The 15,379-nt window shown below is 53.8% G+C and carries 13 protein-coding genes; 10 read left to right on the top strand and 3 right to left on the bottom strand.

All coding sequences use genetic code 11. From position 1 onward, the window contains the following. Positions 1-27 precede the first annotated feature (27 nt). A complete protein-coding gene (locus ABIB60_RS18945) occupies positions 28-384 on the bottom strand; it encodes a YraN family protein (protein ID WP_354582047.1) in 357 nt (118 codons plus the stop codon). A 107-nt stretch (positions 385-491) separates the two neighbouring features. On the opposite strand from ABIB60_RS18945, the gene lipB reads away from it, so the two are divergent. The 10 genes from lipB to porN all read left to right on the top strand — a co-directional run bounded on the left by lipB (position 492) and on the right by porN (position 10,829). Further along, positions 492-1,286, top strand: coding sequence for a lipoyl(octanoyl) transferase LipB (gene lipB / locus ABIB60_RS18940; RefSeq protein ID WP_354582046.1), 795 nt, complete (start codon positions 492-494; stop codon positions 1,284-1,286). 13 nt (positions 1,287-1,299) lie between these two features. Further along, on the top strand, positions 1,300-1,719 hold the full coding sequence (locus ABIB60_RS18935; protein WP_354582045.1) for a hypothetical protein: 420 nt from the start codon (positions 1,300-1,302) through the stop codon (positions 1,717-1,719). A 69-nt stretch (positions 1,720-1,788) separates the two neighbouring features. Further along, complete coding sequence (locus ABIB60_RS18930; RefSeq protein ID WP_315998458.1) at positions 1,789-2,859, top strand: MraY family glycosyltransferase; 1,071 nt, start codon at positions 1,789-1,791, stop codon at positions 2,857-2,859. An 18-nt stretch (positions 2,860-2,877) separates the two neighbouring features. Continuing rightward, positions 2,878-4,065, top strand: a complete 1,188-nt coding sequence (locus ABIB60_RS18925; protein WP_354582044.1) for a DUF4271 domain-containing protein — start codon at positions 2,878-2,880, stop codon at positions 4,063-4,065. Between the two features lie 72 nt (positions 4,066-4,137). Further along, positions 4,138-4,953, top strand: a complete 816-nt coding sequence (locus ABIB60_RS18920) for a uroporphyrinogen-III synthase (protein WP_354582043.1) — start codon at positions 4,138-4,140, stop codon at positions 4,951-4,953. 147 nt (positions 4,954-5,100) lie between these two features. Beyond that, positions 5,101-6,090, top strand: a complete 990-nt coding sequence (locus tag ABIB60_RS18915) for a PorP/SprF family type IX secretion system membrane protein (protein ID WP_354582042.1) — start codon at positions 5,101-5,103, stop codon at positions 6,088-6,090. Positions 6,091-6,326: 236 nt separating this feature from the next. Next, on the top strand, positions 6,327-7,346 hold the full coding sequence (porK, locus tag ABIB60_RS18910) for a T9SS ring complex lipoprotein PorK/GldK (RefSeq protein ID WP_354582041.1): 1,020 nt from the start codon (positions 6,327-6,329) through the stop codon (positions 7,344-7,346). A 139-nt stretch (positions 7,347-7,485) separates the two neighbouring features. Continuing rightward, positions 7,486-8,253, top strand: a complete 768-nt coding sequence (gene porL, locus ABIB60_RS18905) for a type IX secretion system motor protein PorL/GldL (protein WP_315998453.1) — start codon at positions 7,486-7,488, stop codon at positions 8,251-8,253. Between the two features lie 62 nt (positions 8,254-8,315). Further along, the gene (porM, locus tag ABIB60_RS18900; RefSeq protein WP_354582040.1) at positions 8,316-9,905 is read left to right on the top strand and encodes a type IX secretion system motor protein PorM/GldM; all 1,590 of its coding nucleotides are present in this window, start codon (positions 8,316-8,318) and stop codon (positions 9,903-9,905) included. A 48-nt stretch (positions 9,906-9,953) separates the two neighbouring features. Continuing rightward, positions 9,954-10,829 (top strand): type IX secretion system ring subunit PorN/GldN, encoded by an 876-nt coding sequence (gene porN / locus ABIB60_RS18895; protein ID WP_354582039.1) that lies wholly within the window; start codon positions 9,954-9,956, stop codon positions 10,827-10,829. Positions 10,830-10,948: 119 nt separating this feature from the next. On the opposite strand, the gene uvrC is transcribed toward porN, so the two are convergent. Then, positions 10,949-12,757 (bottom strand): excinuclease ABC subunit UvrC, encoded by a 1,809-nt coding sequence (uvrC, locus tag ABIB60_RS18890; protein WP_354582038.1) that lies wholly within the window; start codon positions 12,755-12,757, stop codon positions 10,949-10,951. Positions 12,758-12,972: 215 nt separating this feature from the next. Beyond that, positions 12,973-15,312, bottom strand: coding sequence for a transglycosylase domain-containing protein (locus ABIB60_RS18885; RefSeq protein ID WP_354582037.1), 2,340 nt, complete (start codon positions 15,310-15,312; stop codon positions 12,973-12,975). Between the last annotated feature and the right edge of the window lie 67 nt (positions 15,313-15,379).

Genomic DNA, 15,379 nt, shown 5'->3' with positions numbered 1-15,379 from the left:
AGAACTTCAAACTCACCATTTCACCACTTACCAAAAAGCATCCTCGAAATGCTCCAGGCGCAGACCGGTAGCAGTAGGGGAGAGGGCAATGATGTCGAATCGAATGTCCCCCGACCAGTTTAGCTCTTCCTGCACTTGCTCAGCTGCCAACCGGAACAGCTGACGTTTGCGCTCCGTGACGAATTCCTCGGGGTAACCATAGTGTGCGGAGGAGCGGGCTTTCACTTCCACGAATACCAGCAGCCGGCTGCCCAGCCGCACAATCAGGTCTACCTCCGCCCGGCGGTGGCGGTAGTTGCGCTGCACCAGTTCATAACCAAGAACTAACAAATGCTGCAAGGCCGCTTCTTCGCCGTTCTGTCCGAGTTGATGCGCAGTTATCATCGGAGAAAATAAGGATCCAAGGCAGACACTCACCGCGGCACTCTGCTGGTGCTAAATCTAGTACCTTTGCGCGTTTCCGTGTGGTGGCCTTCTCTTTTTCTGTTGATATGAACACGTATTCTGCCTGCGTAACGCCAGTAGCTGCTAGCCAGGACCCTGAGCGGGCCGCTGGGGCTCCTTCTCCCGGTCAGAACCGGCGCGTAACGGTGCAGCGGCTGGGGGCAGTAGCCTACCAGCCCACCTGGGAGTTGCAGGAACAGTTGCTGGCCGATACGCTAACGGTAAAAACCCGTAACCGTGACGCCCAGGCTGCTGGCCAAACGCCCGAGCTAACCAGCAATTACTTGCTGCTGTGCGAACATCCGCACGTGTATACGCTGGGCAAAAGCGGCAAGCCCGAACACTTGCTGCTGGATGAGGCGAGCCTGCTGGACCACGGTGCCACCTTCCACCGCATCAACCGGGGCGGCGATATTACCTACCACGGCCCCGGTCAACTGGTTGGGTATCCCATCTTCGACCTCGACAACTTCTTCACCGACATTCACCGCTACCTGCGCCTGCTGGAGGAGGCCGTTATCCTGACCCTGGCCGACTACGGTGTGCGGGCCGGCCGGATTGCTGGCCTTACCGGCGTCTGGATTGATTTTGAGGAGGGCGCCCCCAATCCGCGCAAAATATGCGCTATGGGCGTGAAGTGCAGCCGCTGGGTTACCATGCACGGCTTCGCCCTCAATGTAAACACCGACCTCTCGTACTTCGGCCACATTGTGCCCTGCGGTATCACCGATAAAGCCGTTACTTCCCTGCAGGCCGAGCTGGGCCGGCCGGTGCCCGTAACGGAGGTGCAGGAACGACTATTGCCCCACCTTGGCCAATTATTTGGCGCTGAGTTTGCATAGCATACCTAGTTGCATGAAAAAAGACATTGCATTTGACCCGGTAACGGGCGTTATGGTGGCCATTGTGCCCGACGACACGGTAACCACGACCGAAGGCCAGCCCGGCTGGTTGGTGTACCTGATCAACGACAACGACTTCCCCCTGGAAAACGTCATCGTCAGCTCCAACGGCTACGGTACCAATGCTGAGGGTGAAGCCATCCGCACGTCTACCCTGCGCCATGTGCTGCCGGAAGTTCAACCCTGTGCGGCCGTGCCCATTGAGCCCATTGATCCGGCCTTGTTTCACCTCAATAATCAGTACTGGGTGAGCTACTACGTAAATAAGCAGGTATTCGACAAGAAATTCATCTTCGTGCCGGATTCCATTGTACCCGAAAACCTGACCCCCATTGTTCTCCTGCTTGGTCAACTTGGTATCCTGCACAACTAAGTAGTTATCTTTGTGCCTCGCTTGCTTAGATTTAAGTTGAGGCGCGTTTCAATAACAGCCGACTCCGCAATGAGTACACTCGAAATTCAGTTGGGCCTGTCCTCCTTATGGGCGTTTCTGGTAGCACTGTTTGCCGTCCCGTCCATTATCTATGTTGCCCACCTGAAAAACATGCTCGATACGCCTAACGCGCGTACCGTGCACGAGTCGCTGACGCCCCGCTTGGGCGGGGTGGCCGTATTTGCCGGGTTCATGTCGGCGCTTACCATTTTCGCTCCGCTCCAAAATGGGGTGCAGGAGCTACTGGCCGGCTGCATCGTCCTGTTCTTCGTGGGCCTGAAGGACGACTTGGTCAGCATTTCCGTTGCCAAGAAGTTTGTGGGCCAGCTTTTGGCCACTGGGGTGGTGATGATTATGGCCGATGTGCGCATCACCAGCTTCCAAGGCATTCTGGGTATTCAGGAGTTGCCCATTGGCATCAGCTACGCCTTCACCTTCTTTGCCATTGTGGGCATCACCAATGCTATCAACCTCATTGATGGGCTAGATGGTTTGGCTGGTAGTATTGTGCTCATTATCTGCAGCACGTTTGGCTATTATTTCTACCGCTATGGCGGCCCCGATTTTCAGAACTACGTGTTTGTAGCAGTGTGTGTAATTGGCGGCCTGCTCGGCTTCCTGCGCTACAACTTCCACAAAGCCACCATCTTCATGGGCGACACTGGTTCCCTGGTTTGCGGCTTCATCGTGTCCATTCTCACCATCCAGTTCATTGAGATGGGACTAAAAGTGCCGGGCCAGCCGTTCGCCTCCTCGGCTCCTTCAGTAGCCGTGGGTATCCTGTTTGTGCCCTTGTTCGACACGTTACGGGTATTCATCGTCCGGATGATGGCGGGCCGTTCGCCCTTCTCCCCCGACAAAAACCACGTGCATCACCGCATTCTGGCCATGGGTTTCCAGCAGATTGGCACAGTTATCCTCCTGGGCCTGCTCAACATCGTCGTCATCCTCTTCGTTATTAACTTTTCCTACCTCGGCAATACTTGGCTGATTGCTACGCTCATAGCCTTCTCGCTGCTGCTGAGTGTTTTCTTGGGTGTGTACCACAGCCGGGCTGAGCGGCAGCGGGTGGCCTCGTAAGCATATTCTCTTACAACGGTGCTGAACACCTGGCGTTTCTGGATATGGGGTCTGTGGTTAGCACTGTTGGGGTTGCGCCCGGTTCAGGCTGCCTACGCCGCAGAATACCGGCCATTGGCACCCGCTCCCCGGGCCGGACTCACCGCCGACTGGCTAATATTTAACGAGCCCCGCAACCGCCTCGTACTGTATCTACCCGACTACCACGCGCCGGTTCACGCGTATTACCAGTGGCTTTCAATTCGGCCGGGCAAGCCCTTGCGCATCAGCTTCACCGCCCGCGAAAGATTAAGCCTGTTTCTGGATAATCGTTTGGTATTCAGCGCCCGTACGCCAGCTTCCTATACTATAGACTTGGCGGCGCTTCTGCCGCCCGGCAGCCAGCCTGGTTCTCACTTGCTCTGTGTATGGCAGCCTGATGCCGTGCCAAACCTGGCCTCTTTCACCAATACAGTTCCGCTGGCAGTAACTACCAAGGCGGGCGAACCTAGGACGGCTCCCTTGGCCGCACAGCCCCGCCCGCGTGGGCACCAGGGCCAGAATGTGTTCGTCGCTTTCCTGTTACTAATTGGTCTGTGCTATGGTGGCCTGCGCGCCAGCTATCAGCCCAGCTTTGCCCGGATTTATCAGTTGGATGGCCTGTGGGGTAAAGCCACTACCGACCAGGATTTTCTAGTCAAGCCAACCCTAACCTGGCTTAATCTGGTGCTTGTTCTGCTGTTTTCGCTCTCCTTCGCGCTGCTGCTGGTAGCCATACATACCAATATTCAGAGTATCGTTATCCTGCGGGCCCTGTTTGATGTGGCGGAGTCGGCAATAGTGGTGCGGGTGTTGCTCTATACCGTGCTGGTAGCTGGCTTCGTGCTGGGCAAGTACCTGTTCCTGGAGTTGATGGGGTATATTTTTGACGTGACAGAGCTAGTCACGCTGCAATACCGCGAATTCATCCGCACCATCCTCTTTATGGGGCTCTTTTTGCCGGTCGTAATGCTGCTCTATCTGGGCCTGAATCAGCGGCTGCCTGAGACGGTATTATGGGTGTCCAACGGTGTGGTTTCCTTGCTGTTGATTGGGACAGTGCTCCGGGTAGGGCGCACGCTGCATCGTAAAACCTCCTTACTGAATCTGCATTTGTTTTCGTACCTTTGCGCCACGGAAGTGATTCCCTTGATCATTCTGCTCAAGCTGATCGTTTTTACCTACTAGTACATCCCTGCCGGCTTCGCCGGCGGCACCTGCAACGCCCCCTTATTGCCTTAGACTTACCCACTTCTTACTATGGCCGAGAGCAAAGACCAACCGGGGACGGGCCGTCACGCCAAGCGTATCTCCAGCATCCTGGTCACCCAGCCTAAACCCACCAACGATGTGTCGCCCTACTTTTCCATTGCGGACAAGTATGGTATCAAGGTAGACTTCCGGGAATTTATCGAGGTTCAGCCCGTATCCTACAAGGACTTTCGCAAGGAGAAGGTCAATATTCCGGAGCACACGGCTGTTATCTTCACCAGCCGTAATGCGGTTGACCATTTCTTCCGCATCTGTCAGGAAGCTAAGATTGAAATGCCCGCCGAGATGAAGTATTTCTGCATCTCGGAGCAGACTGCTAATTACCTGCAAAAGTATATTGTGCTCCGCAAGCGTAAGCTGTTCGTGGGGCAGCGTACCGCTGCTGATCTATTTGAGGTAATCAAGAAGCACAAGGGCGAGAAGTTCCTGTATCCGTGCTCCGACATCCGCAAGGATGACATTCCGGAGTTTATGCGGGCCAATGGCTTTAAGTTCACGGAGGCGGTTATCTACCGCACAGTGGCCAGCGACCTGTCGGATTTGTCGGACGTGAAGTACGACTGCATTGCCTTCTTTAGTCCCTCCGGCATTAGCTCCCTATTCGTCAACTTCCCTGGCTTCGAGCAAAACGGAACGCGCATTGCTGCCTTCGGTCCAACTACTGCCAAAGCTGTGTTGGATGCCGGACTAGAGCTTGATATTGAGGCTCCGCAGCCTAACGCGCCGTCTATGACCGGAGCCATTGAGGCATATATCCGCTTGCACCACGGGGCGGAGCTGGCAAAAGAAAAAAAAGGTAAATAATTATCGTGTATTAGCTGACAGGAGGAAACAGATTTCTGTTTCCTCCTGTCTTTTCAGTATATTAGTTACGAGTGGCTATTCGAGGTGCTATTGGAGCACGCCACCTTTTTCTTTTACCTGCGTAATCAGCCGTAAACAGGCCCCAATATGAAGAGAATACTATCTATCCTTTTCTTCTCTTCTCTCTCAACTTACGCACTGGCGCAGCAGCAGCCCCAATTCAGCCACTACGGCTTCAATGGGATGTTTCTGAATCCGGCGTATGCGGGCATCAAAGGGCAAGGCGAAATAACAGCACTGGGCCGCTCCCAGTATTTTGGCTATGATGCTACTTTCGACGCGGGTGGCTCTCCCCAAACATATTCTCTTACAGCCTCTTTGCCCGTCGCGGCAATTGGAGGTGGACTGGGAATTGGCGTCTACAGAGACAAGATTGCGCAGCTAACGACCACCAACGCCCAACTGTCGTACTCCAAGCATATAAAAATAGGGGAGGGCAGACTAGGTATCGGGGTACAGGGAGTATTCAATAATATCTACCAAGGGACCTATCGTCCGGTTGATCAAGGAGATATCAAAGTACCACAAGAGGGGGCTGACCGCAAAGTTGACCTGGGAGTAGGAGCTTGGTACGAATCAGAGAAGCTATACGCCGGTCTGAGCGTGAATAATCTGTTGCGTTCGGACTACAAGTTCAATAGCGCCGTAGCAGGTGGAAAAACCGCCGAGTATATCAACGAAAATCACGCCTACCTCACGGCCGGGTATAATATTGAAGCCTCTTCCTCCGTTGTAGTTACCCCTACAGTACTGATGAAGATGGTGCTTCCTGGTAAGTTTGGAGACGACAATAAGTTTTCCTTTAGGAATAACTCCTATGAGGCTGGTGTTCGGGCAACGTTCAACGACCGTTTCTGGGGAGGCATTGGTTACCGCTATGATGAGTCGTTTACTGCTTTAGGTGGCCTGAGTTTTGCTAAAGACAATGCCATGCGAGTGGGATTGGCTTACGACCTGATTGCATTTAACCAGGATGCAAGGGCTCTGAGCTCATTCGAAATTATGCTCTCTTATCGTCTGCCGAAGCCCGGACTAACAGTCCGCCCAGCAGTCCGCACACCACGTTACAGCTTCTAGAAAGACGACTTTCGGTACTAGGAACCTTTGTTGTACTCTTGCTGTCCTCACCCCCATTGCAAAAATAGTTTAACTCCTTGTTAACCATTGTTTAACTGGCCGTAAGGTTAGTTCGCAGACAAATGGAATGCATTGAGCGATAGGCTTGCGTACGAACGTATCATTCGTTAGCTTTGCCAGCTCGAAAAATTGTAATCTTTGGATATCGCCGCCTCGACCGTCTTTTTCTTTCTCACATGAACAAGTTTCTCTTATTGCCTCTCGTCGCTTTCTCGACGCTTATTTTGGGGGGCTGTGGTTTTGGCCAAGGACCGCAAGGTGACCTGGTTGGGGCAGAGGACCGTCCGGAATTTAACCCCCAGGAGGTACCTTTCGGCATGGTGCCTTGCCCCGGTGGAACGTTCCACATGGGCCAGACCGACCAGGATATCTCGGCTTCTATGGTCAACATGAACAAGCAGGTAACTATTGCCGGCTTCTACATGGATGAAACAGAAATTACCAACAACGAATACCGTCAATTCATGAATGCCATCCGGCAGGATTCGATTGACGTGTTGGGTGAGGAGTACGTGATGACGGAACTCTATCCAGATACGACGGTATGGGTGCGCGACTTCACCTACCACATGGGTGATCCTCTCATGGAGTATTACTACACCCACCCGGCGTTCGACGACTATCCGGTAGTAGGGGTAGACTGGTTTGCGGCTAAGTATTTCTGCAACTGGCGCACCAAAAACAAGAATGCCGCCAACGCCGAAGCTGGCTTGGCTCCTACGCCTAACTTCCGTTTGCCCTCCGAGGCTGAATGGGAGTACGCTGCTCGCGGTGGCCGCGACTTGGCCACCTACCCTTGGGGTGGCCCTTACCTGCGCAACTCCAAAGGCTGCATGCTGGCTAACTTTAAGCCCGGCCGCGGTGACTACGCTTCGGATGGCTATGCGTACACTTCACCAGTTGGTGCTTTCTTCCCCAACGACTTCGGCCTGTACGACATGTCGGGCAACGTAGCTGAGTGGTGCGATGATGCCTACATGGAAGCTTCGGTGCCAGTGGTGTGGGATATGAACCCTACCAACCCTGATGATAACGAGCCCCGCAAAGTGGTGCGTGGCGGTTCCTGGAAGGATATTGCATACTTCCTCGAAACGGGTACTCGCAATTTTGAATACCAGGATTCTGCCCGCTCTTATATCGGTTTCCGCACGGCCATGATTCAGATTGGCATGGGCACTAACGAAAGTCTGAACTAGTAGCCAACCTTGGCTGCCTACTCAAATACTACCCGCACAACTCTCCCGCGTTCTTTAAAAAACATTACCTCAACAAACTTCTCTTTCAATAACCATTCACATGGCAGCTAAAGGCGGTAACTTCTTCTTTGATTCGGTAATGCCGAAAATTTACGGCATCGGCGCGGCAGTCGTAATTATCGGAGCGTTGTTCAAAATACTTCACTTACCAGGTGCTGACTTGATGCTCATCATCGGTCTTGGTACGGAAGCAGTAATTTTCTTCCTGAGTGCATTCCAGCCTAACCCCAAGGATGTTGATTGGTCCCTGGTATATCCAGAGCTGAGCGAAGGCTATGACCCCTCCACCAACAGCAACAAGTTTGTTGAGCAAGGTACGGGTACCGGTTTGACTCGTAAGCTGGACGACATGCTGAAAGATGCAAACGTAACGCCCGAAGCCATTGCCTCACTGGGCCAGGGTTTGAACCGCTTGAGCACCACTACGCAGCAGCTCTCCACTCTCGGTGACGCTACCAGCGCTACGGATGAGTACACCACCAAAGTACGTACGGCCGCCCAGTCCCTGGAGCGCATCAACGAGGCTTACTCGAACACTGCTACGGCTATGACGGCTATGGCCGATGCTACCAACGATGCCCGCGAGTACCACGTGCAGGTGCAGAATGTAACTAAGAACTTGGGTGCATTGAACGCTGTGTACGAAATGGAACTGCAGGATGCTAACACGCATTTGAAGTCCATGAACAAGTTCTATGGCACGCTGGCGCAAGCCATGGAAAACCTGACGGAAGCCGGTAAGGAAACTGAGCAGTTCAAGCAGGAAGTAACCGGCCTGACCACCAACCTCAGCTCGCTGAACCGTGTGTACGGTAACATGCTGAACGCTATGCGCGCTACCAACTAAGGTAGCCGCACTGCATAACGTTTCAGATATAAGTTCCACTAGTACTAGAATAGGCAGATACGATGGCGGGAGGTAAGGAAACTCCACGGCAGAAGATGATTGGCATGATGTACTTGGTACTGACTGCTCTTCTGGCTCTCAACGTGAATTCAGCAATATTGCTGAAGTTTAAATTCCTGGATGACGCTCTATTTGGGGTGAACCAGAAAACGGATAAAAGCAATCAGGATGCTGTAAAAGGCATTGAGAAGGCGGTAGCTGATAACCGCAACCAAGCTCGGGACCGTGCAGTACTGGCTGCTAGCCAGAAAGTACGGGAGCGGACGGCTCAAATGGTTAGCTCTTTGCGCGACATGCGCGACCAGCTGATGAAGGCTTCCAAGAACACTCCTGAGAAATTTGAGAATCTGGAAGCTACTGAAGCGGTTGCCAACCTAATGCTGGGCAGTGCCGGCAACAAGAAAGGGCTAGGCTACAAGCTGCAGAATGACCTGAACCAGTATGCAACTGATCTGCAGACGCTGGTACCAGGAGTTACTGTACCAAAACTGGCATTGGATGCCAAAGATGATGCCGCTGTAACGGCTGAACAGAAAACCAAAGACTTTGCTCAGCTGAACTTTGAGCAAACTCCAGTTGCTGCCGCCTTGGCGGTTCTTTCCCAGAAAGAAACGGAAGTGCTGAAGTATGAGTCAGATGCACTGAACCGGTTGGCTCAACAAGTTGGGGCATCTAACATCGTATTCGATAAGATTGGCGCATTTGCTAGCGCTGAGTCGAACACAGTAGCCGCTGGTACTAAGTACAAAGCAGAACTGTTTCTGACTGCTTCGGCTTCGGGCCTGAATCCTACCATGACGCTTAACGGTTCACCTCTCCGGGTGGATCCAGCTACCGGCAAAGGTAAAATCGAGTTTACGGCCAAACCCGGTGGTTTCGACCAGGCTGGTAACGCTAAGGCGTCTTGGACTGGTACTATCCGCTTCAAGCAGAACGGTCGTGACACATTGTTCACTGTTAAGACGCCGTACACCATTACCAAGCCGGTAATGCAGATTCAGTCGGCTTCGGTGCAGGCTTTGTACTTCAAGTGCGGCAATAAACTAAGTGTGCAAGTGCCCGCTCTGGGCGCGCAGTATGATCCTAGCTTTTCCGCTTCCGGTGCTTCTACCATCAAAGGTTCGGCTAAGGGTGAAGTAACGCTGGTGCCAAACTCCCGCGAGGTAACTCTGAACGTGAGCAGCAATGGCAATGCCATTGGTTCGCAAACTTTCCAAGTTCGTCAGATTCCCAAGCCCGACATTCAGTGCTGGGTTGGTGGCCGTCCGGCTAACGAGAAGCAAGGCACTCCTATCACAGCAGTTCGGAATATGAACCTGAAAGCTGTACCAGACGCCAGCTTTGCCAGCTTCCTGCCAGAGGATGCCCGTTTCCGGGTGTCGAGCTACCAGATTACGTTGGTACGTGGTAAGCGTCCTGCTATTCCTACGCGCACCATTAACGGTCCTAATGCTGACCTGACCGATGTTGTAAACTCGGCCCGCGAAGGTGACCGTTTGTACGTGGAAGTGAAAGGTGTACAGCGCCAAAACTTCCAAGGCAACGTGGAGGATGTGAATGTTTCCAAGCAGTTCAATATTCCGCTGCTGTAAGCGTTAGAGACTCTGAACTATCCGTTGCGCTTTTTTGATTACTCAGGTATGAACAAATTCCTCTCCTTCGCCGCTCTGACGGCCGGCCTGACGCTGTCGGTGGCAGCTTCGGCTCAGGAACAAGCTACCACCGCGAGCAGCAATGGCTCGTACCGTCCAATTCCGAATTCGGACATCATGTTCCGGAAGACGATTTGGCGGGCGGTTGACCTGCGCGAGAAGCAGAACAAGCCCATGTTTGCAGAAGGCAAGGAAATCAGCCGTGTAATCATTGAGGCCGTTCGCCGTGGTGAGCTACAAGCTTATCGTAACGACTCGCTGACTTCTACCTTGTCATCGAAGGAAATGCTTGGCAATATGTCGATTGCTGAAGCCAGTGCTGGTTTGAGTGATGAAGAACGAGCTGCGGGCTTCACAGAAGACACCGGTGATGACTGGGGTGCTCCTAAGAAGAAAGGTGCTAAGTCTACTGCCAAAGCGGCCCCGGCTGCTCCGATGAGCTACGAGGTTCGCCCCAAGGACGTGTATCAGATGGAGATTAAGGAGGATATGATTTTCGACAAAAAACGGTCGAGAATGTATCACGACATTAAGTCTATCGGGCTGTTGTTGCCTTCTACTTTGTCTTCCAACACGTCGGGCATTGAAAAACCGATAGGCTATTTCAAGTACAGCGACTTGGTGCGGGTATTTCGGGCTAATCCGGATAAAGCCATTTGGTTTAACCCTCAGAACGATGCTCAGCACAAGAACTTGGCAGATGCCTTCGAACTTTGGCTGTTCAACTCCTATATCGTAAAAGTGTCGAACCCTAACGACTCGCGCCTTGATGAAATCTACGGGGGCCAGCAGCAAGGTATTCTGGCCTCGCAGCAAGCAGCCGCCGATTTGATTGAGTACGAGTACAATCTGTGGTCCTTCTAAATCCACGGATTCAGCCGGATTTTTCGGATTACGCGGATTCTGTATTCGTCTAGTTCTTGCATAAAAAGAGCCCCCACCGTAAGGAAGGGGCTCTTTTGCGTTATACATCTATTATAGCATTACGTAGCTTCTTGTTGGCTAAAATAGTCCAGTAAGATGCGCGCTTTGGCCTTACCGACTTCGGCAATAAGTTCGGCCTCTGTTAGCTCTTTGATCTTCTTGACTGATTTGAACTTGGACAGGAGCTTGTCGGCCGTAACGGGGCCTAGCCCTTTCACTTCAGTTAGCTCGGTCTTGAGAGTGGCGGCGTCGCGGCGGGAGCGGTGGAAGGTGATGCCGAAGCGGTGAACCTCGTCACGCATGCGCTGAATAAGGCGAAGCGTCTCGCTTTTCTTGTCGATGTAGAGAGGTAGCGGGTCGTTGGGTACGTAGATTTCCTCTAGGCGCTTGGCAATACCGATGACTGGAATCTGGCCCCAGAGGTTAAGGTCTTTGAGGGCTTTTACGGCCATGCTGAGCTGGCCTTTACCGCCATCCACGATAACGAGTTGGGGCAGACTGGCACCCTCATCCACGAGGCGGCGGTAGCGGCGCGTTACTACTTCGTACATCGAGTCGAAGTCGTTGGGGCCAACTACGGTTTTGATGTGGTAGTGGCGGTAGTCCTTTTTGCTGGGCTTGGCGTTGCGGAAACACACCATGGCGGATACCGGGTTGTCGCCCTGGAAGTTGGAGTTGTCGAAGCACTCGATGTGCTTAGGAAGCTCGGTAAGGCGCAAATCCTTCTTCATGGTTTCCATGATGCGTACCTCGTTCAGGTCCTTGCTCCGGTCGTTCATGCTCTCTTTTTCCTTGCGCAGGTAGAGCACGTTCTTCAGACCTAGCTCGATAAGCTTGCGCTTGTCGCCAATCTGAGGCTGGGTGATGCTGACGCCGGGCAGGGGTAGGTTGGGCACGGGCACGTTGGTCAGGATTTCTCGGGACTCACTCTCAAACTCCTGCCGCATCTGCATAATCAGTGGGGCCAGGATTTCGTCGTCGGGCTCGTCCAGCTTCTTCTGCACCTCCAGAGACTGCGTGAGGACGATGCTGCCATTCATCACCTTGAGGTAGCTGATAAAGGCCGACTTCTCATTGGAAGCAATGCTGAACACGTCGATGTTGGTGAGGTTGGCATTGACGATGGTGCTCTTGGCCTGAAATTCATCCAGCTTGTCCAATTTGAGCTTAAACTGGTGGGCTAGCTCGTACTGCTGCTCCTGGGCGGCCTGCGTCATCCGCTCCCGGAAATACTGCTTGGGTAGGCGCAGGTCGCCGTTGAGAATCTGGCGGATCTGTTGGATGTATTGGTTGTATGTTTCCTCATCTTGCAGCCCCTCACAGGGGCCTTTGCAATTGCCCAGGTGATATTCCAGACACACTTTGAACTTGCCAGCGGCAATGTTCTGAGGTGAGAGGTTGTAGGTGCAGGTGCGGAGCGGATACAGCGCCCGAATCAGCTCCAGCAGCAGATTCATACCCGTTACGTTGGCGTAGGGGCCGTAGTAGTGGCCCTGACCCGGAATCTTGTTGCGGGTAGGAATCAGGCGGGGGAACCGCTCATTTGTGAGCAGCAGGTAGGGGTAAGTCTTACCATCCTTGAGCAGGATGTTGTACTTGGGCTGGTGCTGCTTGATGAGGTTATTTTCCAGCAGAAACGCGTCCGACTCGGAATCAACGATGGTAAACTCAATGCGGCGGATGTTCTTGACCAGCTGCTGGGTTTTCTTGTTGTGGTCCTGCTTGGTGAAGTAGCTGCTCACGCGCTTGCGCAGGTCAATGGCCTTGCCCACGTAAATAATGGTTTCCTCCTCTCCGAAGTACTTGTACACGCCCGGGCGGTGGGGCAGCTGACGAATTTGGTCTTGTAGTTCGGGACGGGCAGCCATAAAATCACAGATGTTGCAGATGAATTGGATGGCACAGATTTCGGGAGAGCCTGTCCTGTTCAACCTACTTTTTAACGGAAGTACGCAACGCATTGGGGCGGAGGTTCACCCAGCCTGTACGGCGCTACCGATAGAACAAAAAAGGTGGCCGGGACGTCCCGGCCACCTTGCGTAAAATTCAGTGAAATCAGAGAAAAATCAACAGAATCCGTGATTTAGATGTCCTCCTCGTTCAGGTCTTCCAGCTCTACTTGGTTGAGCTTCTGCTCATAGGGAATCGTGTCGCGCTGGCCGGAACCGTTGTAGTAGCGGGAACAGTCTATTTCGATGCTGAGCGGCTGCGCAGGCTTGGGGAAGGCACCTTTATTGATATCGATGCTCTTGTCGGCGTATACTTTCTTCATAAAGATGCCGTAGAGCGGCAGCGCTAAGCGGGAGCCCTGCCCGTACGCCCCTGTACGGAAGTGGATGCTCCGGTCTTCACCGCCTACCCAAGTGCCGCACACCAAGTCGGGGGTGAGGCCCATAAACCAGCCGTCGGAGTAATTGCTGGTAGTACCGGTTTTGGCGCCCATCTCATACGGAAACTTGAAGCCACCTTTCAGGATGATGCTGGTGCCGCCTTGCTCCTCGGTGGCGCCGCGCAGCATGTAGGTCATCAAGTAGGCCGTTTCCTCGCTTAGCGCCTCGCGGGTCTGTGGCACGAATTCGCGCAGGACGTTGCCATTTTTATCCTCAATGCGCGTGACCATCATGGGGGCCGTCCAGATGCCTTTATTAACGAAAGTGCTGTACGCGCCGGCCAATTCATAAATGCTCACGTCGGAGGAACCGAAGCCCACGGCCGGTACCGCTTCAATAGGGGAGGTGATGCCCAGGCGCTTGGCGTAGCTGACCACCGTTTCGGGCCCCAGTTTCTGCACCAGCCAAGCCGTAATAGAGTTCATAGAGCGGGCTAGCGCCTGACGGAGCGTGAACGTGCGGCCCGAGTAACTGCCCTCAAAGTTGCGAGGCGTGTAGGCGGGGCGCCCCCGCTCGGCCGGAAAAGTAGTAGCCACGTCGGGGCGCTGGTAGCAGGGGGAGTATCCCTGGTCGATGGCGGCTACGTACACGAAAGGCTTGAAGGTGGAGCCCGGCTGCCGCTTACCCTGCTTCACGTGGTCGTACTTGATGTATTTGAAGTTGATGCCGCCCACCCAAGCCTTTACCTGCCCGTTCAGCGGGTTCATGGCCATAAAGCCAGAGTGCAGCAGGCGCTTGTAGTAGGCCAGGGAGTCCATAGGCGACATAGTCACCTCCTTCTCGCCCCCGTTCCAGGTGAACACCTTCATCTTGTACTTCTTGTTGAGGTAGTACTTGATGGAGTCTTTGTTGCCGCCAAAACGGGTATTGAGGGAACGGTACCGCTCGGTGCGCTGAATGGAAGTACTCAAGAAGTTAGGAATGATGCGGCCGTTTTCGTCGCGCCAGGGTTGTTGCCCTTTCCATTGCTGGTCAAACCACTTCTGCTGCAGCTTCATGTGCTCCGCCACGGCCGCCTCCGCGTACTTCTGCATGCGTGAGTCGATGGTGGTGTAGATTTTCAGGCCGTCGGCGTACAGGTCGTGGTCGGTTTCCTTGGCCCACTGCTTGAGCATCTTGCTCACTTCCACCCGGAAATAGGGGGCAATGCCCTCGTTCTGGTTTTCTACGTTGTAGCGCAGCACAATAGGCTGGAGGGTATCGGCGCGGAGCTGCTGGGCATCCATGTAACCATACTTGGTCATTTGGCGCAGTACCCAGTTGCGGCGGGCCTTGGAGCGCTGCGGGTTAAACTTAGGGCTGAAGCGGGAAGGCGCGTTCAGCACGCCCACCAGCGTAGCCGACTCCGGGCGCGTCAGGTCGCGGGGTTTCTTGCTAAAGAAGGTTTTAGCCGCCGTATTAATACCAAAAGCGTTGGAGCCATAGTCGTTGGTATTCAAATACATGCGCAAAATTTCACGCTTGGTATAGCTCCGCTCCAGGCGGGTGGCCAGAATCCACTCCTTGGTTTTGGTAACGAGCATGCGCACGCCCGGCACATCGTTCAGGATGCCATCGTTCAAGTCCTCGCGGGTGCGGAACAGCACTTTAGCCAACTGCTGGGTGAGCGTGGAGCCGCCGCCGCCGCTGCCGCCCGTGAGCAGGCCCGCCGCTACCCGGCCCGTGGCCCGGGGGTCAATGCCGGAGTGTTCCTCGAAGCGGGCGTCTTCAGTGGCAATCAGCGCGTCTACCAGGTGCTGGGGCAGGTCCTCGTACTCCGTAGGCGTGCGGTTTTCCCGGAAATATTTGCCCATGAGCACGTTGTCGGCCGAATAGATTTCGGAGGCCAGCTCACTGCGCGGGTTTTCCAAGGTTTTCAGGTTGGGCATGCGCCCGAACAGATTCAGAAAATTGACGCTTACGGCCAATACGTACAGTATCATCCCGCCCACGCCAAGCCCAAAAAGAACCCAGAGGCTGCGGGCCCAGCCCGTGAAACGGCCGGAGGAAGTTGATTTGCGGGAAGAAGCTTTGCTTTTGGCGGGGTAAGCCATTGCTAGAAGAGAAAGGTAAAAGGTCAAAAGTCAAAGAAGCCGCCGCTGTCTTTCTCACCGGAAGAGG

It is taken from the genome of Hymenobacter sp. UYP22, from assembly GCF_040547285.1.
Lineage (GTDB): Bacteria > Bacteroidota > Bacteroidia > Cytophagales > Hymenobacteraceae > Hymenobacter.
The sequence above is the reverse complement of the archived record's forward strand: the minus strand, read 5'-3'. Positions and strand labels throughout refer to the sequence as shown.